The sequence below is a fragment of the Veillonella criceti genome (genome assembly GCF_900460315.1).
In the GTDB taxonomy this organism is placed as follows: domain Bacteria; phylum Bacillota; class Negativicutes; order Veillonellales; family Veillonellaceae; genus Veillonella_A; species Veillonella_A criceti.
Genome location: NZ_UHIO01000001.1, coordinates 1,344,974 through 1,371,809 on the forward strand (window position 1 = coordinate 1,344,974; position 26,836 = coordinate 1,371,809).

Annotated in this window: 22 protein-coding genes, 1 riboswitch and 1 other annotated feature; of the genes, 4 read left to right on the forward strand and 18 right to left on the reverse strand. The window is 39.6% G+C overall.

Going from position 1 to position 26,836, the window contains the following annotated elements; genetic code table 11:
• Nucleotides 1–116: 116 nt before the first annotated feature.
• Nucleotides 117–1,856, reverse strand: coding sequence for a phosphoenolpyruvate--protein phosphotransferase (gene ptsP, locus DYE54_RS06085; protein ID WP_115310400.1), 1,740 nt, complete (start codon nt 1,854–1,856; stop codon nt 117–119).
• A gap of 39 nt (nt 1,857–1,895) precedes the next feature.
• Entirely contained in the window at nt 1,896–2,726 is an 831-nt protein-coding gene (gene dapF, locus DYE54_RS06090; RefSeq protein WP_115310401.1) for a diaminopimelate epimerase, read from the reverse strand.
• A 745-nt stretch (nt 2,727–3,471) separates the two neighbouring features.
• Between dapF and DYE54_RS06095 the strand changes: the two genes are divergently transcribed.
• Nucleotides 3,472–5,094 (forward strand): L-lactate permease, encoded by a 1,623-nt coding sequence (locus tag DYE54_RS06095; RefSeq protein ID WP_115310402.1) that lies wholly within the window; start codon nt 3,472–3,474, stop codon nt 5,092–5,094.
• 132 nt (nt 5,095–5,226) lie between these two features.
• On the opposite strand, the gene DYE54_RS06100 is transcribed toward DYE54_RS06095, so the two are convergent.
• Together DYE54_RS06100 and DYE54_RS06110 are read right to left on the reverse strand one after the other, a co-directional pair.
• Entirely contained in the window at nt 5,227–5,850 is a 624-nt protein-coding gene (locus DYE54_RS06100) for a 2-thiouracil desulfurase family protein (RefSeq protein WP_245935698.1), read from the reverse strand.
• Nucleotides 5,851–5,914: 64 nt separating this feature from the next.
• Entirely contained in the window at nt 5,915–6,823 is a 909-nt protein-coding gene (locus tag DYE54_RS06110) for an EamA family transporter (protein WP_115310403.1), read from the reverse strand.
• A 138-nt stretch (nt 6,824–6,961) separates the two neighbouring features.
• Between DYE54_RS06110 and DYE54_RS06115 the strand changes: the two genes are divergently transcribed.
• Entirely contained in the window at nt 6,962–7,471 is a 510-nt protein-coding gene (locus DYE54_RS06115; RefSeq protein WP_115310404.1) for a GNAT family N-acetyltransferase, read from the forward strand.
• 402 nt (nt 7,472–7,873) lie between these two features.
• Here the strand turns inward: DYE54_RS06115 and guaA are convergent, their stop codons facing one another.
• A complete protein-coding gene (gene guaA / locus DYE54_RS06120) occupies nt 7,874–9,409 on the reverse strand; it encodes a glutamine-hydrolyzing GMP synthase (protein ID WP_115310405.1) in 1,536 nt (511 codons plus the stop codon).
• Between the two features lie 413 nt (nt 9,410–9,822).
• Here guaA and DYE54_RS06125 point away from each other — a divergent pair, with 413 nt between their 5' ends.
• Nucleotides 9,823–10,416 (forward strand): sugar O-acetyltransferase, encoded by a 594-nt coding sequence (locus DYE54_RS06125; protein ID WP_115310406.1) that lies wholly within the window; start codon nt 9,823–9,825, stop codon nt 10,414–10,416.
• A gap of 15 nt (nt 10,417–10,431) precedes the next feature.
• Here the strand turns inward: DYE54_RS06125 and thiC are convergent, their stop codons facing one another.
• The 11 genes from thiC to ileS form a co-directional block, all read right to left on the reverse strand.
• The gene (gene thiC, locus DYE54_RS06130; RefSeq protein WP_115310407.1) at nt 10,432–11,781 is read right to left on the reverse strand and encodes a phosphomethylpyrimidine synthase ThiC; all 1,350 of its coding nucleotides are present in this window, start codon (nt 11,779–11,781) and stop codon (nt 10,432–10,434) included.
• Nucleotides 11,782–11,887: 106 nt separating this feature from the next.
• Nucleotides 11,888–11,989: riboswitch (TPP riboswitch) on the reverse strand.
• A gap of 141 nt (nt 11,990–12,130) precedes the next feature.
• Nucleotides 12,131–12,874, reverse strand: coding sequence for an energy transducer TonB (locus tag DYE54_RS06135; protein ID WP_115310408.1), 744 nt, complete (start codon nt 12,872–12,874; stop codon nt 12,131–12,133).
• Nucleotides 12,875–12,883: 9 nt separating this feature from the next.
• Nucleotides 12,884–13,291: an ExbD/TolR family protein gene (locus DYE54_RS06140; RefSeq protein WP_115310409.1), complete on the reverse strand. Its 408-nt coding sequence runs from the start codon at nt 13,289–13,291 to the stop codon at nt 12,884–12,886.
• A complete protein-coding gene (locus DYE54_RS06145) occupies nt 13,281–13,910 on the reverse strand; it encodes a MotA/TolQ/ExbB proton channel family protein (protein ID WP_115310410.1) in 630 nt (209 codons plus the stop codon). The genes DYE54_RS06140 and DYE54_RS06145 overlap by 11 nt, the downstream gene beginning before the upstream one ends.
• A gap of 29 nt (nt 13,911–13,939) precedes the next feature.
• Nucleotides 13,940–15,904: a TonB-dependent receptor plug domain-containing protein gene (locus DYE54_RS06150; protein ID WP_115310411.1), complete on the reverse strand. Its 1,965-nt coding sequence runs from the start codon at nt 15,902–15,904 to the stop codon at nt 13,940–13,942.
• A complete protein-coding gene (locus DYE54_RS06155) occupies nt 15,901–16,932 on the reverse strand; it encodes an ABC transporter substrate-binding protein (RefSeq protein WP_115310412.1) in 1,032 nt (343 codons plus the stop codon). The genes DYE54_RS06150 and DYE54_RS06155 overlap by 4 nt, the downstream gene beginning before the upstream one ends.
• Nucleotides 16,929–17,768: an ABC transporter ATP-binding protein gene (locus tag DYE54_RS06160; protein WP_115310413.1), complete on the reverse strand. Its 840-nt coding sequence runs from the start codon at nt 17,766–17,768 to the stop codon at nt 16,929–16,931. The genes DYE54_RS06155 and DYE54_RS06160 overlap by 4 nt, the downstream gene beginning before the upstream one ends.
• Nucleotides 17,769–17,777: 9 nt before the next feature.
• A complete protein-coding gene (locus tag DYE54_RS06165; protein WP_115310414.1) occupies nt 17,778–18,881 on the reverse strand; it encodes a FecCD family ABC transporter permease in 1,104 nt (367 codons plus the stop codon).
• A 633-nt stretch (nt 18,882–19,514) separates the two neighbouring features.
• Nucleotides 19,515–19,709 carry a 4Fe-4S binding protein gene (locus DYE54_RS06170; protein WP_115310415.1) on the reverse strand — a complete coding sequence of 65 codons (195 nt, stop codon included), beginning with the start codon at nt 19,707–19,709 and terminating at the stop codon, nt 19,515–19,517.
• Nucleotides 19,710–19,732: 23 nt separating this feature from the next.
• On the reverse strand, nt 19,733–20,689 hold the full coding sequence (locus tag DYE54_RS06175) for an HAD family hydrolase (protein WP_172460567.1): 957 nt from the start codon (nt 20,687–20,689) through the stop codon (nt 19,733–19,735).
• 228 nt (nt 20,690–20,917) lie between these two features.
• Complete coding sequence (ileS, locus tag DYE54_RS06180) at nt 20,918–23,749, reverse strand: isoleucine--tRNA ligase (RefSeq protein WP_115310417.1); 2,832 nt, start codon at nt 23,747–23,749, stop codon at nt 20,918–20,920.
• A 41-nt stretch (nt 23,750–23,790) separates the two neighbouring features.
• Nucleotides 23,791–23,991, reverse strand: a binding site (T-box leader).
• Between the two features lie 242 nt (nt 23,992–24,233).
• Between ileS and DYE54_RS06185 the strand changes: the two genes are divergently transcribed.
• Entirely contained in the window at nt 24,234–25,415 is a 1,182-nt protein-coding gene (locus DYE54_RS06185) for an MFS transporter (RefSeq protein ID WP_115310418.1), read from the forward strand.
• A gap of 57 nt (nt 25,416–25,472) precedes the next feature.
• Here DYE54_RS06185 and DYE54_RS06190 read toward each other — a convergent pair whose 3' ends face one another.
• Both DYE54_RS06190 and DYE54_RS06195 read right to left on the reverse strand, forming a co-directional pair.
• Nucleotides 25,473–25,796: an ArsR/SmtB family transcription factor gene (locus DYE54_RS06190; RefSeq protein WP_115310419.1), complete on the reverse strand. Its 324-nt coding sequence runs from the start codon at nt 25,794–25,796 to the stop codon at nt 25,473–25,475.
• Between the two features lie 126 nt (nt 25,797–25,922).
• A complete protein-coding gene (locus tag DYE54_RS06195; RefSeq protein WP_115310420.1) occupies nt 25,923–26,819 on the reverse strand; it encodes a DMT family transporter in 897 nt (298 codons plus the stop codon).
• Nucleotides 26,820–26,836: the final 17 nt, after the last annotated feature.

Consider the following 26,836-nt stretch of genomic DNA (forward strand, 5'->3'; position numbering starts at 1 on the left):
CCATTAACACAAGTATAAAACAGAAACTAGTCCCAATTTAGGTACTACTCTACTTTATATCTTATAAAACTTTTACTATTATAGCAAGTATGGGTATAAAGTTCAGCTACTAAACTTCATATAGCCAAGCCTTTTTCAGCTAACACCGCTTTGGCATACGCTACAATGTCACCCGCCGCGCTCATAGTCAAGACCTTTTGTGCCATTGCTTCGCATTCTGCCACGGTGACAGAGCGAATGATATTTTTAACTACAGGAATAGCCGAAGCACTCATACTAAATTCGTCAAGGCCAAGACCAATAAGAATCATTGTGGCTACTGGATCACCAGCTAATTCACCACACATACCAGTAATTTTTTTAACATCATGGCTGGCTTCAATAGTATGCTTTACTAAACGTAACACCGCTGGATGTAATGGTTGATATAAATGACCAATTGCTTCATTCATTCGATCCACGGCCAAGGTGTATTGACATAAATCATTGGTGCCAATACTAAAGAAGTCTACATGAGGTGCAAATAAATCGGCCGCTACAGCAACGGCAGGAATTTCTACCATAATGCCGACTTGAATATCTTTATTAAACGCAATGCCTTCAGCACGGAGCTCATCTTTAGCGGTTGCCAGAACAGCATTAGCTGCCTTAACTTCTTCAACCGATGCAATCATAGGATACATAATTTGAATGCCCCCAAACACACTAGCTCGCAAAATAGCACGTAATTGCGTTTTAAAAATATCAGTCCGATCTAAACTGATGCGAATAGCTCGGAAGCCTAAAAATGGATTCATCTCTTTAGGCAATTGCAAACATTTCAATTCTTTATCGCCACCAATATCCATGGTTCGAATAATGACTGGATTACCTTGCAGCGCCTCCGCTGCTGCTTTATAAGCTTCAAATTGGTCCTCTTCCGTAGGCAGCTCATCATGTTTCATATATAAAAACTCCGTGCGGAATAAACCAATCCCGGCCGCCCCCATCTGGCACGCATGGGCCGCATCTTCAGCTTTGCCTACATTACCAAATAATAAGATTTCTTTGCCATCTTGAGTCACTGCTGGTAACGAGGCTGATTCTTTTAAAATCTGCAATTGTTCTCGATAAGCTACCGCTTCTTTTTCATAGGCAACAAAATCCACCGCACTAAGCTGACGCAATACTTCCCCTTCTGTGCCTTTTACAACAACCTTTTCACCATCTTGAAATGAGGAAATATCGCCTAAGCCCATAACTGCAGGAATTTCTAATGTCCGTGCCATAATCGCTGCATGGCTTGTAGGACCACCACAAGCTGTTACTAGCCCTTTTACAACAGTCTTATCTAACGATGCTGTATCAGATGGCGTTAAATCTTCAGCCACTAAAATAACAGCCCCTGTTAAATGAGCTAACCCTCTAGGATTCATCCCCAATAAATTGCGCAATAAACGATCCCCAATATCTTTAATATCAGCACCACGCTCACGCATATAAGGATCATCCATGGCTAAAAACATATCGGCAAAGGTATTAATCGATTGTTCAGTGGCGGCTGCCGCTGACTGCAAACCATCAGTAATAAGAGCTTTAATGCCATCGGATAAGGACGGATCTTGCACAATTAATGTATGGGCTTCAAAAATAGCGGCTTCATCGTCCCCCATCGTTTCACGGGCCCGCTCTTTAATTGCTTGCAACTGCGCTACCGTTTTGTCCAAAGCGGTTTCAAAAGTGGCTAATTCTGTAGCGACTTCCTCCTCTGTAATAATTCGTTTAGGAATAACAATCGCCTCTTGTTTATATACATATACCGTACCAGTCCCTACGCCACGCGCCCCTGAAATTCCTTTAAGTATTACCTGCTCCATATCGTTCCTCCAGCGTACTACGAGCCCTTATATATTACCTTAAATTGCTAACTCCGTTTCAAATACTTCTGCAGCAGGGCCAGTCATAAATACGGTACCATCTTCTGCATAACGAATATGTAAAGTTCCTAAATAAACGGCCACATCAACGTCACGGCCGGTAAAACCATTTTCATGGGCCATAACAACACTACTGCAACAGCCTGTACCACAGGCTAAAGTCGCTCCAGCCCCACGTTCCCAAGTACGCACTTTAATATGCGTAGCATCTACGACTTCTACAAAATTCACATTTGTGCCTTGCGGAAATAGAGGATGACGCTCCAAAGCAGGCCCTAAGGTAGTCAATGGCACTTTAGTCACATCCTCTACAAACACTTCGGTATGAGGTACGCCTAACAACACCGAACTCACTTCGTACGTCTGCCCGGCTACCTCCACAGGAAAGTGTTTAACCATCGGTACATCCGCCTTCATAGGAATATCCTTAGCTGCAAAATGAGGTTTGCCCATGTTAACCGTCACTTGTTCTACTTTGCCATTATTAATATGAAGCGTTGGCTCCATAATACCGGCCAAAGTTTCAATCGTAAAGGTTTCTTTCGCAACCAACCCTCGCTCATATACATATTTAGCAAAACAGCGAATACCATTACCACACATTTCAGCTTCACTACCATCTGCATTAATAATACGCATTCGTGTATCAGCTACTTCAGAAGGTACCACCACGATAAGACCATCAGCCCCTATACCTGTTTGGCGGTGGCATAAACGTTGTGCCAATTCCGTATAGTCCTTAGTAGCACCTGCTTCATCGGTGAAAAACACGAAGTCATTCCCCAAACCATGCATCTTTGTCAATTTCATATACAATCTCCTATATAACTATAAATCTCTATATTAATATCATCTCTATAGAAACGAGCAAACTCCAACCTATTATGTATTATGCTTATTATATCACATTTTCAACCATACCAATTATGCAAAACGCTCATAAAAAATCATTTTCATGCAAATTCAATCACATAAAAATCAATTATGATAGTTACTCAAAATTTTGAAAAGTCCCTTTGTAATACTCTTTTGGTATTCTTGTGCACACGTTATAACTAATCTGAATAGCGTAGTATTCCAATTCTTTGATTTCTATGCTATACTGACAGTATCCTAATCTGACAAAGTTTCTATAGAGTGTATACAATTCGGAGGAAATGGCCTTAGCTAGTCCCCAGCTATTAATAAAGGAGTACTTTATTATATTTCTAAAAGTACGCTTTATTATAGGCCCCTTAGAGTTGTTTATACTCTTTATCTTTTAATGTACAAAGGAGGTCCGCGCAGTTCTAGTAGTATCACAAAATCATAAAATAATTTTATGTAGGCTATAACGGCCTCCTCCCCTCAAAGGTGTTTGTATCATAAGCACCTTGCTCAATTATTTTTTTACCATTCGTCATTATTTAAATTTGTAGATACAGTAGCATTTAGGATTATATTTCATGAATGCAAAATTCGAAAACCATGTATCTATTTATCCAATTGTAAAGAAGTTATTGTAAAGAACTTGAAGTAAGTTTGTATTGTGTATCGTGAGAGGATGATTTCACAAATGTTGACTACATTTTTAGCATTATTGCCAATTCTTTGGCTCATTGTAGCCTTGGCCATTCTTAAAATGCCAGCTTGGAAAGCTTGTTCCATTGCTGCTATCGGCTCTTTCATCATTGCCATTACGCACTTTGAAAAAGCGGCTGGCATCATGTTCTCTGGTGCCTTAGAAGGGGTTGCCCTTGCTGTATGGCCTATTTTACTTGTTATTACAGCTGCTATTTTTACGTATAATTTGGTAGTCCATACAAAAGCTATGGACACTATCAAAATGATGTTATCTTCCGTAACCTCTGATATGCGTATCTTAGCCTTACTCTTAGCTTGGGGCTTTGGTGCTTTCATGGAAGGTATGGCTGGCTTTGGTACAGCAGTAGCTATCCCAGCCGCTATGATGGTAGCCGTAGGTTTTGATCCTTTAAAATCTATCCTAGCTTGTTTAGTAGCTAACTCGGTACCAACTACCTTTGGTTCCATCGCTATTCCAACAACTACATTAGCATCATTAACAAACCTTGACCCAATTCATCTTGGCACCTTCATTTCTTCTCAATTATTTATTTTAAACGTTATTGCACCATTCTTCGTAGTAGGTATCATTGGTGGCGGATTCAAAGCCTTGAAAGGTGTATTTACCATTACCTTATTATCAGGCCTAGCTTTAGCAGTACCTGAATTACTTATCAACGTAGCTGCTGGTCCAGAATTATCTGTAATGGCCTCCTCCGTAATCATCATGGGGGTTATTATCTTAGGGGCTAAATTCTTGCCAACTAATGACCCTCAATACCAATTCGAAGCAACTACTCATAAAGTAACTGGCAAAGAAGGCTTTATCGCAGCTTTACCATTTATCTTAATTGTTATTTTATTAATCTTAACATCTAAATTAGTACCAGCTATCAACACGCCACTTGCGAGCATTAAGACAGCCGTACCTATCTATCAAGGCGAAGGTGCTAAACCGTATACTTTCGTTTGGGTAGCTACCCCTGGTATTATGATTTTCATTGCCGCCTTCATTGGTGGTGCTGTTCAAAAATCTGGCTTTGGTGAAATGCTTAGTGTATTAGGTAAAACAATTTCTAACTTAAAATTCACTTACCTCACCATCATTACAGTTGTTGTAACAGCTAAATTGATGACATACTCTGGTATGACGGCTGACATTGCTAGTGCCTTGGTATCGGCTACTGGTTCTTTATATCCAGCCTTTGCTCCATTAGTTGGCGCTCTCGGGGCCTTCTTAACTGGTTCTGGTACCAATGCGAACGTATTGTTTGGACCATTACAATTAGCAGCTGCGCATGACTTAAATCCTAACTATGCAGATCTTCCATTGTGGTTGGCTGCTATTAACTCTGGCGCTGCTGGTATTGGTAAAATGTTCTCCCCTCAAAGTATCGCCATCGCTATTGGCGCCGTAGCACCTGCGTTGGACGCTTACATTGAAAGCAACAAAGTAGATAGTGCCAAAGCTAACCAATTACGTGAAAGCATTAAAGCTAACGTAATCATGGTATCCGTATTGAAATACTTCTTAATCTTTATTATTGCCAATGGTGTTATTTCCTACTTTGGCCATAACTTCATTGAACACATCCAGCTTTTATTATTTAAATAAAAATTGATGTAAATAACTTGATATATATGAATTGATATAAACAGCTTAGTATATAAAAGTTGATATAAACAGTTTGATATATTTGAGTATGCAAAAAGCCCCCGCGCAAACGGGGGCTTTTATGATGCACTTTTAAACAATTAAATCTTCTACATCAATTACTTCAATTCCATGGTCTTTTAATAGGGATGCAAATATACCAGATCCAGCAATGCGCGTGCCGGAAAAGGTACCATCATAAATTTCCTTCACCCCACAAGAAGGGCTACGGGATTGTAAGATTGCTACATCCACCTGTTTCTCCCTAGCAATCTTTAAAGCTTGCCAAGCTCCTTGACGAAATTCTCGATCTACAGACTGACCATCACGGGTACGAACTTCACCATCTACAATTTCTGCTGGTATACGTGGCGTAGGCAAACCGCCTAGCACCTCGGGGCAAACGGGAATAATTTCCACAACGCTCTCTCTATCCCCAGTCACCAGTTCTATAGGTTCCATAATTGTTTTACCAAGTCCCATAGCTGTTTTACTAGGTTCCATAAATCCCATAGTTTTAGACTCCATAGGCTTCATAGGTTTCATAGCGCCCTTAAGTTTACTAGAATTTGCTCTATTTACAAATTGGTCCTCAGTCTGAGGCTTAGCCATTAAGCTTACTTGCTCAATAAAGCGAGCTAAAGCCTCACTATAATTATTACCACCATTGTATTTGCAATTTTCTCCTAACAAACAAGCACTACACAATATTTTCATGGCCTATCTCCCTACGTCCCAGTCATCAGTATAAAAAGACTTAAGCAATTAAACAGTCTACAAACTATAAGAAACGCTTTGCAAATACATGACCAAAATTAGTAATCATTAAGCCTATAATAATAATCCCCCCTCCCATCCATTGAATAAGAGCTAACCTTTCCCCTAATATAAATTGAGCGGTCAGCATGCCTACGACGGGCACTAATAACGATAATGGCACAATCTTATGGGCCGAATACTTTGCTAACAGCATGCTCCATAAACCATAGCCCATAATGGTTGCCAGAAAAGCTAAATAAAATACAGAAAAAATAGCCGACCCTGAAATACTATCAAACGAAAGAAGTGCTAACTGCGCTTTCTCTAAATACAACGAGGCTAATAACATAGGGATAGGTGGAATTAAACTAGACCATACAACCAAACTTAACATATTTAACGGCTTATTTTCTGCCGCTGCTATGAGTGAAATTTTACGTACTACAATATTGGACAAGCCCCAAAAAGCAGCACCCAACAAAGTCAATAGAAAGGCCCCTAAAGGAATACTGGCACTATTAGCAGCGCCTATAGCACCGCTTATAAACACAAGCCCCATAGCGGCTACTACTAAGCCCAATAACTGATTCAATTTTATATGTTCCTTAAATATAAGAGCTGTAAATAGTATCGTAAAAAAGGCTTGCGCCTGCAAAACTACAGAGGCTACACCAGCAGGCATACCTATATGAATCGCATAAAACAAACAGGAAAATTGCCCCACACCTACCGTTAGGCCGTATGCTAAAATCCAGGATAATTTAACCTGAGGTCGTTTCACAAATAAGATGGCTGGAAACGCAGCCAAACAATAGCGCAACGCCACTAATAATAAAGGAGGTAACTCACTGACACCCCATTTTATAACTGCAAAATTTAGTCCCCATACAACAATCACAGACAAGGCCAATACTATATCTCGTAACTTCATTATATACACTCAAGTCCCTTCTTAACAAGCTATATAACACTATCTCTGATACCAAGTGGCATATAGCCATTTATAATAAAATCAATTATACTAATTATAACATAACTAATAAATTCAACTATTATAAGGCGGTGTATAATGATTATTCGACAAGAAAAGCCCTCTGACTATGAAACAGTCTATCAGCTTATCATTGAGGCTTTCAAAGAAGCAGAACACAGCGATGGTAACGAACAAAATTTAGTAGTTGCATTACGTCAAAGTCAATCCTTTGATCCTAAACTATCTTTAGTTGCTGAAATCAACAATATAATTGTCGGCCATATTCTATTTACTAAAGTGCAAGTCGGGAAAAAAGTAGCGCTTGCCCTTGCGCCATTATCCATATTACCTGACTATCAAAAGCGAGGAATTGGCTTAGCCCTAATAAAAGAAGGCCATACGATTGCCAAACAACTGGGCTATACCTACATCATTGTCTTAGGCCATCCCCAATATTATCCCAAAGCAGGCTATCAACTTGCTAAAAACTATAATCTCAAAGCACCTTTCGAAATCCCAGACGAATACTTTATGGCTATTAAGCTTGATTCACAAGCAGAACCTATAGAAGGAATTGTAACATACGATCCTGTATTCAATATTTAAAATCAAAAACAATAATATATCCTCTATAGAAACATTCTTCTACACACTTAGTGCCAAAAGAAGACCTTACATCTTTCATAGTGACCATTGTTGCGTAGCAACTCAGGGAGCCATTTTCCTCTCCCCTCTTACATACAGAAAAAAGGCAAGACATCTTTCGTAGTGACCATTGTTGCGTAGCAACGCAGGGAACGAGGAAGATGTATTGCCTTTTTATTCCTTCCCACTCTCCTTAAAGTAAAATGTCGATAGATTTTTCAATGTATGTTTTTATGATAAAAGTATGATAAAAAGCCTGTATGACTTCTGTCGCGACCATTGTTGCGTAGCAACTCAGGGAGCAAAGGAGTCATACAGGCTTTTATTCATAAAATATACCGAAAATCTATCGACTTTTACTTTCTATTCCCACTCAATCGTAGCTGGTGGTTTAGAAGTAATATCATACACGATACGGTTAATATGTTGTACTTCATTTACAATACGAACCGAGATTTTATCAAGCACATCATATGGAATGCGTGCCCAATCAGCTGTCATAAAGTCAGTTGTTGTCACACCACGAAGCGCCAAGGTGTAATCATATGTACGGAAGTCACCCATAACACCAACTGTGCGAGTGCTAGTAAGCACCGCAAAGTACTGATTAATGGAGCGATCGAGTTTTGCATTAGCAATTTCTTCACGGAAAATAGCATCCGCATCACGAAGAATATCTAATTTTTCACGAGTAATTTCACCCATTACGCGAATCGCCAAACCAGGACCTGGGAATGGTTGACGCCATACAAGATAATCAGCCAAACCAAGTTCAGCCCCTAATTCACGAACTTCGTCTTTAAATAAGTTACGAAGTGGTTCAATTAAGCCTTTAAAATCAACAACTGCTGGCAAACCACCAACATTATGATGACTCTTAATCACCGCTGCATCACCGGCACCCGATTCAATAACGTCTGGATAAATCGTACCTTGTGCTAAGAAATCAACGGAACCAATTTTACGGCCTTCATCTTCAAATACACGAATGAATTCTTCACCAATAATTTTACGTTTTTGTTCTGGTTCTTCAACGCCAGCCAAACGACCTAAGAAACGATCAGCCGCATCTACACGAATAAAGTGCATACCAGAATCTTTAAAAGCAGCTTCTACTTCGTCACCTTCGTTTTTACGCATTAAACCATGGTCAACGAAGATACAAGTTAATTGTTCACCTACCGCTTTAGAAATAAGAGCTGCTGCTACCGAACTATCAACACCACCAGATAAAGCCAATAACACTTTACCATTACCTACTTTGTTACGAATTTCTTCAATAGCTACTTTTGCATAATTAGCCATTGTCCATTCACCATGGCAACCACATACTTCAAATAAGAAGTTATGAATCATTTCTTTACCATGTTCACTATGAAGAACTTCTGGATGATATTGCATAGCATACAATTTACGCTCTGTATTCTGCATAGCAGCTACAGGACAGTTAGCCGTATGACCGACAATTTCAAATCCTTCAGGAACAGCGGCTACATAGTCCACATGGCTCATCCACACAATTTCATTTTCACTAAGACCTTTGAAAAGAGGCGAATCCGTTTTTACCGTTACAGGGGTTTTACCAAATTCGCGAGCTTCAGCGGATTTAACTTCGCCCCCTAATGTATGCGCCATCAATTGCATACCATAGCAAAGACCAAGCACAGGAATTCCCAATTCAAATACTTCTTTTTCAATGCGTGGCGAATTATCTTCGTACACACTATTAGGACCACCTGTAAAAATAACGCCCATTGGATTCAATTCTTTAATTTTAGCTACCGCTTTATCATACGGATACACTTCGCAGTATACGTGATTTTCACGAACACGACGGGCAATCAGCTGATTATACTGGCCGCCAAAATCAACAACAATGACAAGCTCTTTTTGGTTCATTATACCCTCCATTAATGCAACAGTAATATATTACGTTCCTTTTTAATTGCCTATTGAAATACAATTCACACCTAAATCTAATAACCTAGCTATGAAAAGACCGTTTCTGAAACAACAACTAAAAAGTTCTATTACATATTTTTACATTCTATTATACCATAGAAAACTTGCACATGCGAAAGAAAAAACAATATATCCTTATAACTTACATATATAATGTAAATCACAACCCAATACTTTATAAAAAGACTTTACTATAAGCATTACGACGCTTCATATCACTGATAGTCGTATTTCAGACGACAAGTTTCTATACTGAAATAAAGAACGAGCAACATTTAAATTCTCTAAACACAAAGAGAATATCCTGCTTATTATTTATAGAACTTAGTACATAAAATTAAGGAGCTTCTATGACCGAACTTGAAAAATGCTTAGCTGGTGAAAATTATAATTGTCATGACCCCATATTTCTCGAATTTAAGCGCCACGCCCGTCAATTATTAAAAGAATATCACTGTCTATCTTATGAACAAAAATCTGAGAAAAATACTATCCTACAACAATTATTCGGCCATATTGGTCATAACGTATCGGTAGGCCAACCATTTATTTGTGATTACGGTCGCAATATTTATATTGGTAATAATGTATCCATCAATATGAATTGTACCTTTGTTGATTGTAATACTATTACGATTGGCAACAATGTATTAATTGCCTCAAATGTCCAACTTTATACAGCCACACATCCGATTGAATTATCAGAACGATTAACGCCCAATTGGTCAAACGATTCTAATGAATATTTCTGCCAAACCTATGCACAACCTATCACGATTGGCGATGGTTGCTGGTTAGGTGGTGGTGTTATCGTTTTACCTGGTATTACTATTGGCAAAGGCTCTGTTATCGGGGCCGGTAGTGTCGTAACTAAAGATATTCCTGAAAATTCAGTCGCTGTCGGTAATCCTTGCCAAGTCATTCGAACTATAAACAAACCATAGATTGTAAAATAAGCCTTATCGAATCGACACATCTTCACCTGCTAAAATATGTTTCATAGTCCTTGCAGGGCACATTTTACCACACATGGTGCAAGTGCCTTCACATTCTGGTTTGCTCGATTCATAGTAACGTCGTGCTTTTTCAGGGTCAATAGCCAATGAAATCATCGTATCAAAATCAACCTCAGCACGGGCTTTACTCATCGCATCATCCCAAGCCTGAGCTCCCGGAATCCCTTTTGCTAAATCTGCTGCATGAGCCGCAATACGGGTTGCTATAATCCCTTCTTTTACATCATCCACCGTTGGTAAGCGCAAGTGTTCTGCCGGTGTTACATAACACAAAAAGTCAGCCCCACAAGAACCTGCTATAGCGCCACCAATAGCACTCGTAATATGATCATACCCTGGTGCAATATCTGTAACTAATGGGCCTAATACATAAAATGGCGCGCCATGACAAAGGCGTTTCTCAAGTTTCATATTTGCTGCAATTTCATTGAGCACCATATGTCCAGGCCCTTCTATCATAACCTGCACATTATGGGTCCACGCCCGCTTCGTTAATTCCCCCAGTGTAATCAACTCTTCAATTTGAGCCGCATCAGTAGCATCGTGCGTACATCCTGGACGACAAGCATCGCCTAAACTTAACGTAACATCATAGGTTTCACAAATGTCTAACAAGCGATCATAATATTCATAAAAAGGATTTTCCTGATTATTCATTTCCATCCAAGCAAATAGTAACGAACCACCACGAGACACAATATTGGTTAAACGAGGATTATCTTTAATCCGTTGGGCTGTTTTACGATTCATGCCACAATGAATGGTCATAAAGTCCACGCCATCCTTGGCATGTTGTTCCACCACGGAGAAAAATTCATCCACTGTAATATCCTTCAGATCTTTATCCAACATGCCAACTGCATCATACATAGGCACGGTACCAATCATAGCCGTAGATATATCAATGAGTTTTCGGCGAAATTCCTGCGTTTTTCCAAAATTCGACAAATCCATTATGGCTTCAGCCTTCATAGCAATAGCGTTACGCACTTTTTCTAATTCTTCTTCTATATTATTATGTTCTGGTGAAACGCCTAAATTTACATTGATTTTAGTACGACAATGTTCACCAACCGCTTCGGGGGACAAACTTATATGATGTTTGTTAGCGGGAATAACTACTTTACCAGTTGCTACTAGCGCCATTAAATCATCAATTCGCATCTGCTCTTTTTCTGCTACAACCTTCATCTGTGGTGTTACAATCCCCTTGCGAGCCGCATCCATTTGAGTCGTATACTCTGCTTGCTTTGTTGCTACCGTGTTTTGTAATTGAGTGTCTTGTGGTTTCATTAAAAGGCCTCCCATATAGGTCCAAATATACAAGTAACTACTTTGTAGTTTTCATAAAACACGCAAAAAAGCAAAATAAAAAGCTCATCCACGTGGATGAGCTTTTAAACGTCCTGTATAGCTTTCCTACGTCGGCATTATCCGAATCAGGTCAAGGGTCAAGTGTTCGAGCACTTTTCTCAGCCTACAGGCTCCCCTAGCTTTTTTGTGTATTTTCTTTATTATAGTACAGGCTTGTTACTAATACAATGTCATTTTAAAATATATAAATTTTATATCACATCATAAACTACTTTTTACTTAAAACTTTAAAGTACTAGTAACATCACAGAATAATTTTTACTATATTTTAACTGCCAAATTCAATTCTTGCTTCTGAAACAACAGGTTCTCCATCAACAGTTTTAGGGCGGTAGGCACTATTTCTAGCTTGTTGCAAAGCCCAACGATCCAGCGAGCCATTACCACTACTGCTAATAATATCAACTTCCACAGCACGACCAGCTTCATTAATCATTACATAAACAACCACGTTACCACTACCTGGCAAGGTTCGAGGGCCTAAATATTCAGCCCCAATGACCACTGGTTCATGAACTGATGCTGCGTTTTCTCCTTCATCTTGACCACCCTGACCATAACCAGAACCAGAGCCACCGTCCTCATTACTACCGCTATAACTACCACCAACGGCCCCTGTATTTTGGGTCGTATTCGTAGTTGTAGTGGCTACTTGTGCCGAAGGACTCACCTGCGGTTTCACATCTTGTTTAATCACTTGTTCCACAGGCACACCATTTTTAATATCTGCTACTTGTTGCTCAGTCAATGGTGCAGGCGGTTGTACTGTTGACTTTTGCGGCGCCGCTACTTGAGGTCCACCAGCTGAAACGCCTGTATCATTCACTATATTAATAGAAACTGGCGTTCTATCAGGTACTAAGTCAGGTTTTTGTAAAAAAGACCATACCATACCACTAACAAGAGCTAGATTGATAATTACGGAGGATGTTATAGCCATGCGCCATCGATTCTTATAAATATGAGCAAATGGCGAGGTCTGCTTCACCATATCTTGCGAGGTTTCACCCATAACTATCACCTACTTACTCTCAGTAGCCACAGCAATTTTATTTAGATTCATATTTTTTAACGTATCTAATACTTGCACAAATGTACCATATTGTGCTTTTTGGTCTGCGCGTAAAATAATCGTTAAATCGCCACCCTTAGCTTTTTCTGCTTCTAACCGTTGTGCCATACCTTCTAAATTAGCATACGAATCCTGTTCTACATAAATTTGACCATCGGCGGTAATTGTAATTGGAATTTTGCGTTGCAAATCCACAGAACTCGCTGTAGCTACCGGTAAATTAACAGGCATTGATTTTTGGACAACCATGGAAAGCATACTCATCATGAAAAACACTAACAGGAAGAATATAATGTCAATCATCGGAATAATCATGAGTTTCGGTTTATTGGTTGTACGAAGGCTTCTAATTTGCATTAGCCATACCTTCTTCCGCGGTTACACCTACAGCAGCATTCATATACACATTACCGATTTCTTCCATATCCGTAATGAGTCCATCTTGCTTATGTACTAAATAGGAATGAATAACGAGTGCCACAATCGCTACGCAAAGACCCGTGGCTGTTGCAATCAAGGCTTCGCCAACACCACCAGTAATAGCAAATGGCTGACCATCAGATACAGACAATACACTAAAGGAACTAATCATACCCGTTACAGTTCCAAGCAACCCAAGTAATGGTGCCAACGTAACGATAGTTTCCAAATAACTTAAACGAGAACGAAGACGGCCAGCAATGGCACCAGCAGCCCCTTGTAAGGCTGCATTTTTAGATTTAACAGTTTGGCGACGAATCGCTGCATTTAACATTTCAGCCGCTACACCACCATCTTCAGCACATAACTCTTCTAATCCTTTTTCATTATTAGCAGCCGCTAATACTGGCACTTCCTCACGTAAACGCTCCATATTAGATTTAGCCGCACTATAGGTGCGTACACGTTCCACTAAAATAGCAATCGCAATGATTGAACAAAGCAAGAGTGGATACATTACGAGTCCACCTTGATGAAATAATTCTAATAATTCCATATCAATCTCCTTTTTCTATATAAAACTAATTAAAAGGTATGTTCTACACCAACAACATAATGACGGCCTGGCATAGCAAAGGTTCCAATAGGATACATGTTATAACCTTTATAAGTACCCGGTGCTTCTACTTCATAGGACTGATTCGTTAAATTCAATCCTTGTGCATATATCTTAGTGGAATCATTAATTTTATAATTTACATTAATATTCCAAAGAAGATATGAAGAGTCTGTATAACGAGTTTCAGCACGTCCAGTTACATAGGTAAAGTTATTATTTACTAACCAACGATTTTTTTCATAAGTAACATCTAAACTATATGTATTTGGCTGTCTATTATAAAAAGCCGATAATGAACCAGTTGTATCATTACTATTAACATATAAGTAGCGATAACCTGCCTTTACACGCCATGCAGGATTTACTTGATATGTTGCACTCAAATTTAAACCTCTACGTTTTTCTAACCCAGAATTTGTATAATAGCCTGCTACATAGTCATCAGGAGTTTTTATATAATCATTATCAGGATCATAGCCAGGTATCCATACTAATGCATCTTTTATACGACTAGTAAATACGCTTGCCGACACAGATAGTTTATCTGTTACCTCACTATCTACACCTAACGTAACAGTATATGATTTTTCTTGTTTTAAATCCGGATCACCTTTCCACCATTTAGTATTAGAGTACAGCATCTTCATAGTCGGATTGTTAACGGCTTGCCCCCAGGAAACATATGCATGTGTTTTATCATTGATTTTTTTATTTAAACCTACATGCGAAGCAAAATCTCCGCCAAAATTATTATGATGCTCATACCGAGTCCCTAAATTAGCAATCCAGCCTCTACCAAGATCCCATTTATCTTCCAAATAAACAGCTTTACTATTAGCATCTTTACCAAATGGAGTTCCATCATTAACCTCATCAATAGTTTCACGATTATACGTTACCCCACCAATTAAAGTATGATTTCCTAACTTCCACATCTTTTGACCTTCTAGACCAAACATAGTTAAGTCATGCTCGTAAGGAACGCCTGCAAAAGGTGTATTGGCTTTTTCTGTATTTCGATATGCTCTAACAAATGTACCTTCATCCATACCAAAATTATAAGTTACACCATAACTCATATCCGTAGTTTTAGATTTCATACCTTTGCCATAAATTATGCCTTGTAATGGATCTGTTAAATTAATCCCAAAGCCATCATTACGACGACTATATGAAAAATCTAAAGACAATTTATCTTCAGCATAATAATGATCAAAGCGAGCCGTTATATTATCGTGATTAATTTCACTGTCAGGGAATCTATGAGAATTACCATTAGCATCTTTATAATGATAATCATCTTGACGTTCTTTGCTATATGATACAAAATATCCATTTTTTTCATCCCCACCTTGAGTAGTGATTCCGGTTTTCCAGTACCCCCAACTACCTACTTCTGCTTTAGCTGTTGTCTTTTGGCCCATAGTGCCTTCTTTAGTAATGATATTAATAACACCGGCCATGGCTCTCTCACCATACAAAGCAGAGTTAGGACCTTTTACTACTTCAATTCGTTCAATATTTTCAATAGGAAATTGATCAATATCAATCGAGTTTTCTGAACCAGATACTACTAAATGATCCCAATTCATTTTGCGACCATTCACCATTACAAGTACACGAGTATCACCGTTTAACTCTGGATAAGAGGCAAATCCTTTTTGAACAACAGTGACATTATTAGCTTTTAAGGCGTTAGACACACTGTTAAAATTCCCTTTTTCAATATCCTTCGCCGTAATTACTGTTGTATCAGCTGGTACATCTACTTTTTCTTCTGACAAACGACTGGCCGTTACTAATACAACTTTACCTAAATCTTGTAAATTTGCTTCATCGTAATCAGCCGCCCACACACTACCACTGATAGCACTTACAACTAAGGCAGTTAATACTGCTTTACTTACTGCACTAGGATGAGTTAATTTCATTTATTTTGTTCCTCCTCAAAACCTTGAGCTATTTTCTCTAAGGCATCCACCACACGACCATTGCCATTATTTACATCCGCAAAAGGCACTGCTATAATTCTCCCTTCTTGAATGGCCCGCATATTGCGTAAATTAGGATCAGCTTTTAATTCAGCGATTGCTTCCGCTTCACGCAACGTGCGATTACTTTGGCTCACAGTCACATACACAATTACATCAGGATCAAAGGCCAACACACGTTCAGGCCCAACCATTGAAATCTGTCGGTTTGTCAAATTTTGACCACCCGCTTTTTTCACGATGTCATCAACAAGATACACAGGCCCATACAAGCTATAAGTGCTATGTCCATGAGCTTGTAAAATAATAACCTTCGGCTTATAGGTCCAACGATTTACTCGATTTGTCACCGTTTGCACTCGCTGTTCTAACTCTGACTTATAAGCACTGGCCTTATCAGGGATTTGAAATAATCGTCCCATATCATCAATAAAAGGATAAATTGCACTCTCCAATGTCGGCTGATTCTTGCGAATTGTAGCGGGTACAATATATACACCAATATCTCTTTCATACCACTGTCTAACATCACCTAACGCCGCTGGCGTGAAATGATGCGACCACCCCATTAGCACATTAGGCTGCATGGCTAATACTTGTTCCCTACTTGGCACATAGCTATTCGTAATTAAAGGCAACTGACTATATATGTCACGATACCGCTCTGGCTCTTCACCATAAGGCGCCACCGTTCCTACAATACGATCTGAAAGGCCTAAATCAATCAATAACTCCGTAGCACCAGGATAGGTAACAATAACACGCTTAGGTGGCTCGCCATAGGTGAAACGCATAGGATTGCCATCACTATCTACATTTTGTAATGTAATACCCGTTACACTTTCATTGCTAGCCCCTACAACACGCCAATGCCCATTTGTATAAGCTAGCCAAACTATGAAGATCATTATTGCGGATAAAACGGCCCCTATACAGCGCCGACTCCATCGTTCCCAAGTACTTGTCATACACCATCACCTGCACGGCTTGCCCCTTGGCTAACTGCCTCACTTGAGTGAAATGCACCACTATGCCGCAAAGGCTGTCTCTCATAAGTAACAATGGGAACCCCATCTTCATGGTAAGATACTACACTCGCCACTTCATATACTTCGCGAATCAACGTTTCACGCACAATCTCACGTGGCGTCCCTTGAACTACTAACTGACCTTGTTTCATAATAAATAATTCATCACAAAATAAAGAAGCCAAATTCAAATCATGAAGGGCCGCAATCACACCAACACCCAACCCTTTTATGACTTCCAACAACTCTAGCTGATAGGTAATATCTAGATGGTTAGTTGGTTCATCCAAAATCAAGTATTCTGGCTCTTGGCAAAGAACACGCGCTAACATAACTCGCTGTTGTTCACCTCCTGATAAGGACGCAAAACTCCGATACGCTCTATCCCACATGCCCACTTTACGAAGGGCTTCCATGGCTAAGGTCATATCGTCTTCAGTATCCTCATCAAAGCCTTTCTTATATGGCGTGCGCCCCATCATCACAATTTGCCACACTGTAAAATCAAAATTAATACTGTGAAACTGCCCCATCACACCAATTCGCTTAGCCGCTTCTCGTAGAGGGATCTGCCCTAAGGGCGTTTCATCAAAATAAATTTCTCCCTGTTGCACAGGAATCACTCGATATAAATGTTTCAGCAAGGTCGATTTACCACAACCATTAGGCCCCATAAGACCTACGAACTTATTGGCTGGAATCGTAAGGGATAATTGATTTAAAATCTGCGCATCGCCAACACGATAAGTTAGGTTCGACACTGTGATTTGTTTCATAGGTACCTCCTAACCACCGAAATTACGACTTGAACCAAAAAGAAGCTTCATAAAAAGAGGCGCTCCCATGAGGGCCGTCAAAATACCAATAGGCAAATCACCAGCTGGCAATAACACACGGGATAACAAATCAGCTAATACTAAAAATATAGCGCCACCTAATGCTACTACGGGCAATAAACGTTTATGCCCAACGCCAACCAAAGCCCGTGACATATGAGGAATGACAAGTCCTACAAAGCCAATAATGCCACATTGTGAAACAAGTACACCCGTAAGTAAGGCCATACAAGCCATATAAATGTACCGTTTACGAGTGGCATTAATGCCTAAAGTCGTCGCCATCTCTTCACCTAACAAGAGCGCATCCAATGCCCTTACTTGCGATAAAAAATAAACGGTCATGCCACCTACGACAATAGACGGCCAAAATAACATTGACCACTTAGCATCAGCTAAGGACCCCATTGTCCAAAATGCCGCACTTTGCATGCCTTCTGCATCACCGGCCATATAAATAATAAAATTAGATAATGCTGTACATAATGCGCTTACTACGGCCCCTGCTAACACTAATTTTACGGTAGAAATACGGCGCCCCATACCAGCCAGCGCCATTACAGCTAGCGTGGCTATGATAGCACCACCAAAGGCCCAAACAGGGACGCCCACATTAGCAGCCCCTAATAAAAACCCTAGTAAAATGGCCATAACTGCACCCACTGAAGCGCCTGAAGCAATCCCCAAAATAAAAGGTTCCGCCAACGGGTTTTGTACAGCCGCTTGCATAACAGCGCCTGATAAGGCAAGGCCTGCACCGACTAATGCGGCTAATAGGACACGCGGTATACGAATATCCCATACAATATCAATCATCGCCGGACTCACGGTTTCAGGAATTGGCATATTCATTACTTTTCCACTAAGTATCGTCAACACATGGCCTGCCGATATAGTTACACTCCCTAATGCGATGGCTGCTATAATTGCGCATACTAAAAGGGCAGTCAGAACCGGTACGGCCCAACTGCCCCATATTTCAGAACGGTGCTTCGTAGCGGTCTGTAACTCTTGCAGGTGTTGTTGACGAGTTATGATTTCCACATCATTCATCAAATACCCTCATTTCGCTTATGACATAAAAACAGGTCAACAGTATACGCCTTTGATTTCATACGGCACATATTTTGGCTTACTATTAGAGCTTACTCAAGCTCTACTGAAATCATCACGCAGTGCTAACCTTATCGAAAGAGGCCAAATTCTTGGCTACAAATATTACATTGTCCTATGCTACTTAGCATACTTATATTTATATATTAGTAATTTAAAAATTGAGAAGTTTTTCTTCTATTTCCTAAAACATTTTATAGTAAATAATATTCACTGTCAATAAAACTCTAAAATTAAATCCTCTCTTAACAGTATATATTATCACATTTTTCAAGTTCTCCCTCTTATTTTATAGGATTTTTATATTCTATTTCCCAGTTTATATACAAGTTATATGAATTTTTATAAAAACTTTAAATATCTAACAATACTTATTTTACAACTTTTAAAAATATAATCCATTAAGACGCCAGTAGATCTAGCAACTTGCAATAGTATATTTTAACTATACAACTGACTGCTTACCAACTTTTACCAAACTGTATAGTATAGATATACAATTTAAAGTATTATTCCTATATACCCCTATTGTATTGATATAAAATATCAAAAGTAGCTAGTAGTTATTGATAATTATTTATCATCTACTAGTTGCTTTTTAATAGCCCCGACAGGACAAATCTCGTAACAATCACCACAGCCAATACAGCCTTCACCGATAAAAAATTGCTGTGGTTGTTCACAAATAATTTGCTCGGGACAGTCCATAGCACAAGCGCCACATTTTACGCAGCGCTTGCCATCAATAACAAATGTTACTATGCCCATATTTCTGAAGCCCCCCTAATATATTATAAGGCCTTCGTTGCTTCTAAAACCAACCGAATCATTTGAGCTACACCATCTTCATCATTAGTAGGTGCTAAAAATTTAGCCGTCGCTTTAGCTGTCGTTTCACCATTCATCATAGCAAACGATGTACCAGCATACGCAAGCATAGTTAAATCATTATTACTCTCCCCAATGGTCATTACTTCATCAGCAGTATATCCCAAAGACTCCGCTAAAGCAGCTACCGCACGGCCCTTACTAATTCCTGGTTGAACAAACTCTAGATTACCTTCGCTAGATTGAATGATTACAAATCGATTATCCGCTTTAAAATGATCTAAAATAGCCTTCTTCTTAGCTTCCGTACCATAAAATAACTGAATCTTTTCTAAATCCATACCCGTTTCTACAATATGGTCTCGTAAATTAGGAACCATGACGCGACTTTCTTTCATAAGTGGTACTAAATGTGGTGGTAGCGTGCTTGCAAATTCTAACATGCCTTCCGTTTCACCGTAAATATCTTTACCACTATACGCTTCAATATACACATCAAAAGGAGTTAACGCATCCAATAATCGTAAGCCCTCAGCATTACTGAATGACTCATGGAATACGGTTGTCGTTTCACCGCCATGCTGTTCTAAGACAAGAGCGCCATTACTGCAAATATAATGATGAATCTCAGGGATACGGTGAATCACTTCGCCCATTTCACCCCACGCACGGCCACTTGCTACAGCTACTGTCACACCAGCCACCATAGCTGCCTTTACAGCCGCCACCGTTTCATCACTAACATGCTTATGTATATCTACCAAGGTGCCATCTACATCGGATACCATCAACTTAATCGGCTTTTTTAATTGTAAATCACCTACTGTAGTGGGTAAACTTGCTTCTTTGCCTCGTTGCTCCGCCGCTTTAAACATAGCGGCTTGATCATCTATATTTACGGAATTTATTTTATCTGTCATAGTCATCTCCATTACTATATAAATACTATAAATACTTAAGGTACGCTATCACTATACGAATTTCCATCAAATCAACGAAATATGTCAATATAATTATTATATCATACAAAAAGGCTCCTCTTCCTGCAACATTTCTAAATCTTTGATCTAGATTTGAGCAAAAGAGGAGCCTAAAAAGGCTTCTTACTATCAACGCCTTTTCAGTAAGAAAAATCGTTTACAAGAATTTTATTTACCTAACACATCGGCACAACGATGACATAAGGTAGGATGTTCAGCATCTTGACCGACTGTATCACGATGAATCCAGCAGCGTTCACATTTTTCAAATTCACTTGGTTTTACAACTACACTCAAGTGACCTTCTTCTGTCGCCACAGCTTCAGCCGGTGCATTATTACGACCTTCTACAAGGTACGCTTCACTCACAATAAGAAGGGCTGCCAAGTCTTTCACTTGTGCTAACATTTCATAAGCAGCGCCATCAGCATAAACAGTGATAGCAGCATCTAACGAATGGCCGATAACTTTATCTTGACGAGCTGTTTCAAGCGCTTTAGTTAATTCACCACGAAGAGCTAACACTTGACTCCATTTTTCAGCTAAGGCAGCATCATAATGTGCTTCATTACCGATAGGCCAATCTTCAAGCATTACACTTTCACGCATACCGTCTTCTTTAGGCATATATTGCCATACTTCTTCAGCTGTAAAGGAAAGCACTGGTGCTACCATGCGAACTAAGGTAGTTACAATTTCATACATAGCGGTCTGCGCACTACGACGTGCTACAGAAGTTGCTTCTTCTGCATACATCGTATCTTTCAATACATCTAAGTAGAAAGAACTTAAATCAACAGTGCAGAAGTTATGAATTGTATGATATAAAATATGGAATTCATAGTTTTCATAGGCTTCCGTTACTTTACGACGAACTTCTTCTAAGCGAAGGAGCGCCCATTTATCAATTTCAGATAATTGATCATAGGAAACTTTGTCAGTATTTGGATTGAAGTCATCCAAATTACCAAGCAAGAAACGGAATGTGTTGCGAATCTTACGATAGACTTCAGATAACTGTTTTACGATATCTTTAGACAAACGTACATCGCCTTGATAATCAGCAGAGGATACCCAAAGGCGCATTACGTCAGCCCCATATACATCAATGATATCGGAAGGTGCCACTGTATTCCCTACGGATTTAGACATTTTACGCCCTTCACCATCTACTACGAAACCATGTGTTAATACTGAATTATAAGGGGCTTTACCTGTCGTTGCTACGCCAGTTAACAAGGATGAGTTAAACCAACCACGATGTTGGTCAGACCCTTCAAGATACATAGCACATGGCACATCAAGTCCTTCATTTTCAAGTACGCCAGACCAAGAAGAACCACTATCAAACCAAACGTCCATAATATCTGTTTCTTTACGGAATTCATCATGACCACAATGAGGGCATGTGAAACCATCTGGCAATAATTCTTTTTCCGTATGATTCCACCAAGCATCAGAGCCTTCTTTAGCTACCCATGCTTGCACAGATTTAATGGTATCATCATTGATAACATAATCACCACAAGATTTACAGTAGAATACAGGAATTGGCACACCCCAAACACGTTGACGAGATACACACCAATCACCACGGTCAGCAATCATATTATAGATACGATCATGGCCCCATTTAGGAATCCACTGTACTTGATTATCAATAACGTCGAGGGCTTCTTTACGATAGCCATCTACTGAAGAAAACCACTGTTCTGTAGCACGGTAGATAACAGGATTTTTACAACGCCAGCAATGTGCATATTGGTGGCGCAAGCTACCTTTATGAAGTAACGCACCATTATGCGCTACAATTTTTAAAATAGGCACTTCTGCATCATGAATTTCTTTGCCAGCCAAAGCTTCTTCCGTATCGCCATAGCGACCATTATCGACCGCACTTACATACGTACCAGTGGGATCCACAAAAGAAGTGATTTCAAAATCAACTTTGCCTGCTTTTTTATATGTCTGATATACACCAAAGTCTTCTTCACCATGAGCCGGTGCCGTATGAACACAACCTGTACCAGCTTCCAAAGTTACATGATCACCTAAGAATACAGGCACTTCACGTTCAATAAATGGATGTTTAAAGGTAGCCAATTCTAAATCAGCCCCAGAGAAGGTATTAAGAACTGTATATTCAGCCACTTGAGCATCTTTAAACGCATTCGCTACCAAATCAGTGGCCATCAAATAGTATTCATCACCCACTTGTACCCAAGAATATTCTAATTCTGGATTAACAGAAATCGCTTGTGATGCTGGTAATGTCCAAGGCGTTGTTGTCCAAATAACAGCATACGCTTTCTTTGTATCTACATCAGCTGGCAAAGTACGTTTTAACTCATTTACATAGGCGTACTTCACATAAATGGAGAAGGATTTCTTTTCTTTATATTCGATTTCAGCTTCTGCCAAGGCCGTTTCACAATGAGTACACCAATATACTGTTTTTAAACCTTTGTAAATATGGCCTCGTTTCGCCATTTCACCAAAGATACCAAGCTGTTTCACTTCAAATGCAGGTTTCAACGTCAAATACGGATCTTCAAAACGACCAAGTACCCCAAAACGAACAAAGTCTTTCTTTTGATCTTCTACACATTGTAATGCGTAATCTTTACATTTAGCACGTAAATCTAGCGGACTCATTTCATGACGATTAAGGCCTGTATTCTTGATAACAGCATGTTCAATTGGCAAACCATGTGTATCCCAACCAGGGATGTACGGTGTGTAATAGCCCTGCATCGTTTTATATTTCATAATAATATCTTTTAATGTTTTATTGAGGGCATGACCAATATGGAGTTTGCCGTTGGCATACGGAGGGCCATCATGTAACACAAATGGCTTGTTCCCTTTGCGCAACTCTAAGCGTTTTTCATAAATTTTGTTTTCTTCCCAATATTTTAAATATTCTGGTTCTCGTTTTGGTAAGTTGCCGCGCATTGGAAATTCTGTAGCAGGCAAATGTAATGTTTTACCGTAATCCATAATAAACTCTCCTCTCAACTAATAAAAAAAGCGTTCATCCCCGAAGGGACGAACGCTATAAGTCCGTGGTACCACCCTACTGACTCTATAATAGAGCCACTCACGCATATAACGGTGCTCACCGATAAATGTAACATTTATATGCTCCCAAGTGATTCGTCATCTCTTCATTCGCTGAACTCACACCATACATCAGCTCGCTGAGAACTACCCGAAATGACCGTCTTCGTCATCGCATTTCATATACAGTTATAGAAATAAGTCTTACTGTCATGGACAGTTGACCAACTCATAGTAACGTTTGTTATAGATAGAGTATAGAGAAGGGATTTCGTTTTGTCAAGTAACTTTATGATTATTAATACCATAAAGTCTTCTCTTTATTTGAATCCTGCATATTTTGTTAAAAAAGAGTATAATAAAATCATATTTTACGTTATGAATTATCTCTAAGACTTGCCATCAATCATAAAGGAGGACGCCTATGCCCGCCTGGTTACGCACGGACTATATTTGTTTCTTCGGTGCTTTTCTATCGGCCCTTGGCATGAGCCAATTAGCACCACTCTTACCACTTTATTTGCATGATATGGGCGTAACTGCCACCAACGAAGTCGCCTATTGGTCAGGCCTGGCTATGGGTGTGACCTATCTTATCGTAGCCTTTGTTTCCCCTTTTTGGGGGCGTCTCGCCGATCGACGGGGCCGTAAAATTTTATTATTGCGCTCTAGTTTTGGCATGATGCTATGTAATTTGTTAATCTGCTTTGTCCAAACACCAGAACAGCTTGTATTGATTCGATTTGTCCAAGGTCTCGTATCAGGCTTTTTCTCCGCGTCCGTTACACTCGTTGCTTCTGAAACGCCAGAAAACAAAACAGGCTGGGCGTTATCCGTTTTGGCGTCAGCTAACTTAGCTGGCTCACTCTTAGGGCCTCTGATTGGTGGTTATTTAGCCAGTACCTTCGGTATCCGCACTAGCTTTTTTGTCATTGCCTGTTTCTTAGGGGCGGCCTTTCTCCTCATTTTCTTTCTTGTTCACGAAACCTTTGAGCCACAACCTGATACGGTTCCTCATAGTTTCAAAGAATTACAGAATCAACTACCCCATCTCCATGAACTATTTATTATTGCTGCCTCTACCTTTATTTACGCTCTTTCTATGATGTCATTACAACCAATTATCACCGTATACTTAGATGAAATTATGCCTCCCCATACACCACACCTTGCGCTCATTGCCGGTGCTGTCTTTGCAGCTACGGGCTTTGCGCAAATGCTCAGCAGCTCCTATATGGGCAAATGGATTGACCGCATTGGTCCTCGTCGCATTCTTATTGGCTCACTGATTTATACAGCCGTCATGACCATTCCACAAGCCTATGTAACAACATCCTGGCAACTAGGCGTCTTACGATTTCTCACAGGACTAGGTCTTGCTGGTTTATTACCATCCCTAAATACCTATATTTCAACCCATTCACCTAAACATCTATCTGGGCAAGTCTTTTCCTATAACCAAACTACTCAATTTTTAGGTTATTTTATGGGATCTGTCGGCGGAGCCCTCTTTATGGGACAATTTGGTTTTACCGCCTTATTCTGGGGCACTGGTTTACTATTCTTATTTAACGCCATATGGGTATACACAAAATTAAAAGCCTAAATACTTCTCTAATTTTTAAAATTAGACTAAAAAACAGCCCTAGGGCTGTTTTTTTGCTTATAATTCTGTTCCAACATACGCCGCGAATGCCTCTATCGTTGCATTATTACGACGATAATACGTCCATTTACCATAACGAGCCGACTCCAATAATCCTGCTCGCTGCATCAAATCTAAATAATGTGATACTGCGGATTGTGAAATGCCTAACTTATCTTGAATACTCCCCACACAGACTCCTCCTTTAAATGAGTCGTCCTCAAGAACGTGAAGTCCTTGGGGTGGAAAATGTTTCGTTGGTTCTTTGAGCCATTGCAAGATTTTTAAGCGACTTTCATTAGATAAGACTTTAAAAATATCAAGTAATTGTTTATCATTCATAATTTTATTATATCTTTTTTTCTAGATATGTCAATCTATTTTATCGAAATTAATCAATATATTTTACCAAAACAAAACCCATCAAGTCATTCATGAACTGATGGGTTTAACCTATTTGCCCCTATTTTAATGATTGTGTTTCTCTCTTGCCAAGATAAATATAGTCGACAAAATCAACATAAAGCCAATAATATCACTGGTCATAAAGGCACTTCCTAAGACTAACCAGCTCAATACAGCCGCCGAAATGGGTTCAATAGAAGATAGTACAGACCCTTTTACCGCTCCAATACGACGAACACCTTCCAGATATGCATTAAAGGAAACAATAGTACCTAATACAACCACATTAAAAACGCCCACATAGGTCCACATATCCCAAACGCCAGGAATATCAAAAGGAGATGCTATCATCGCTGTCACCAGACCTGACAACAACATGGCAAAGCCAACTACAGGTCCCGTCCCATATCGTCGCAACAGTGATACCGGCTGCACGCTATAAATCGCTACAGCCACTGCTGATAAAAGACCCCAAAATAATACTCTTTCGTCAATGCCCGCCAATTCAAAATTTCCATGAAAGGCAATCAAAGCCGTCCCCAGCATGGCCAATATAACACTAATCCCTTCACCCCACGTTGGTAACGTAAAGTAACGAACCGCCATATACACTACAATCATAGCCGGCGCTAAATATTGTAATACCGTAGCAATCCCTGCGCCAGCATAATAAATAGAGCGAAAATACGCATACTGACAAAGGGCCATACCTAATAAACCAAATACAAATAAACCGACTACATGACTCGGTGTCTTAAAAATTGTAAAAATATGCACTCGTCCTTGATAAAAAGCGGCTAACACGGTCACAATTCCCGCTATCAGCAAGCGTACTGTCAGTAACCACTCAGGACTAATAGCTCGTTGTTGCTGCAAAAACTGAGCCGATATGCCCGATAACCCCCATAAAATACCACCAAATAAAGTAAGGGCAATCCCTACTGCTTTATCCCTATCCATCATGCCCTCCTTTATTA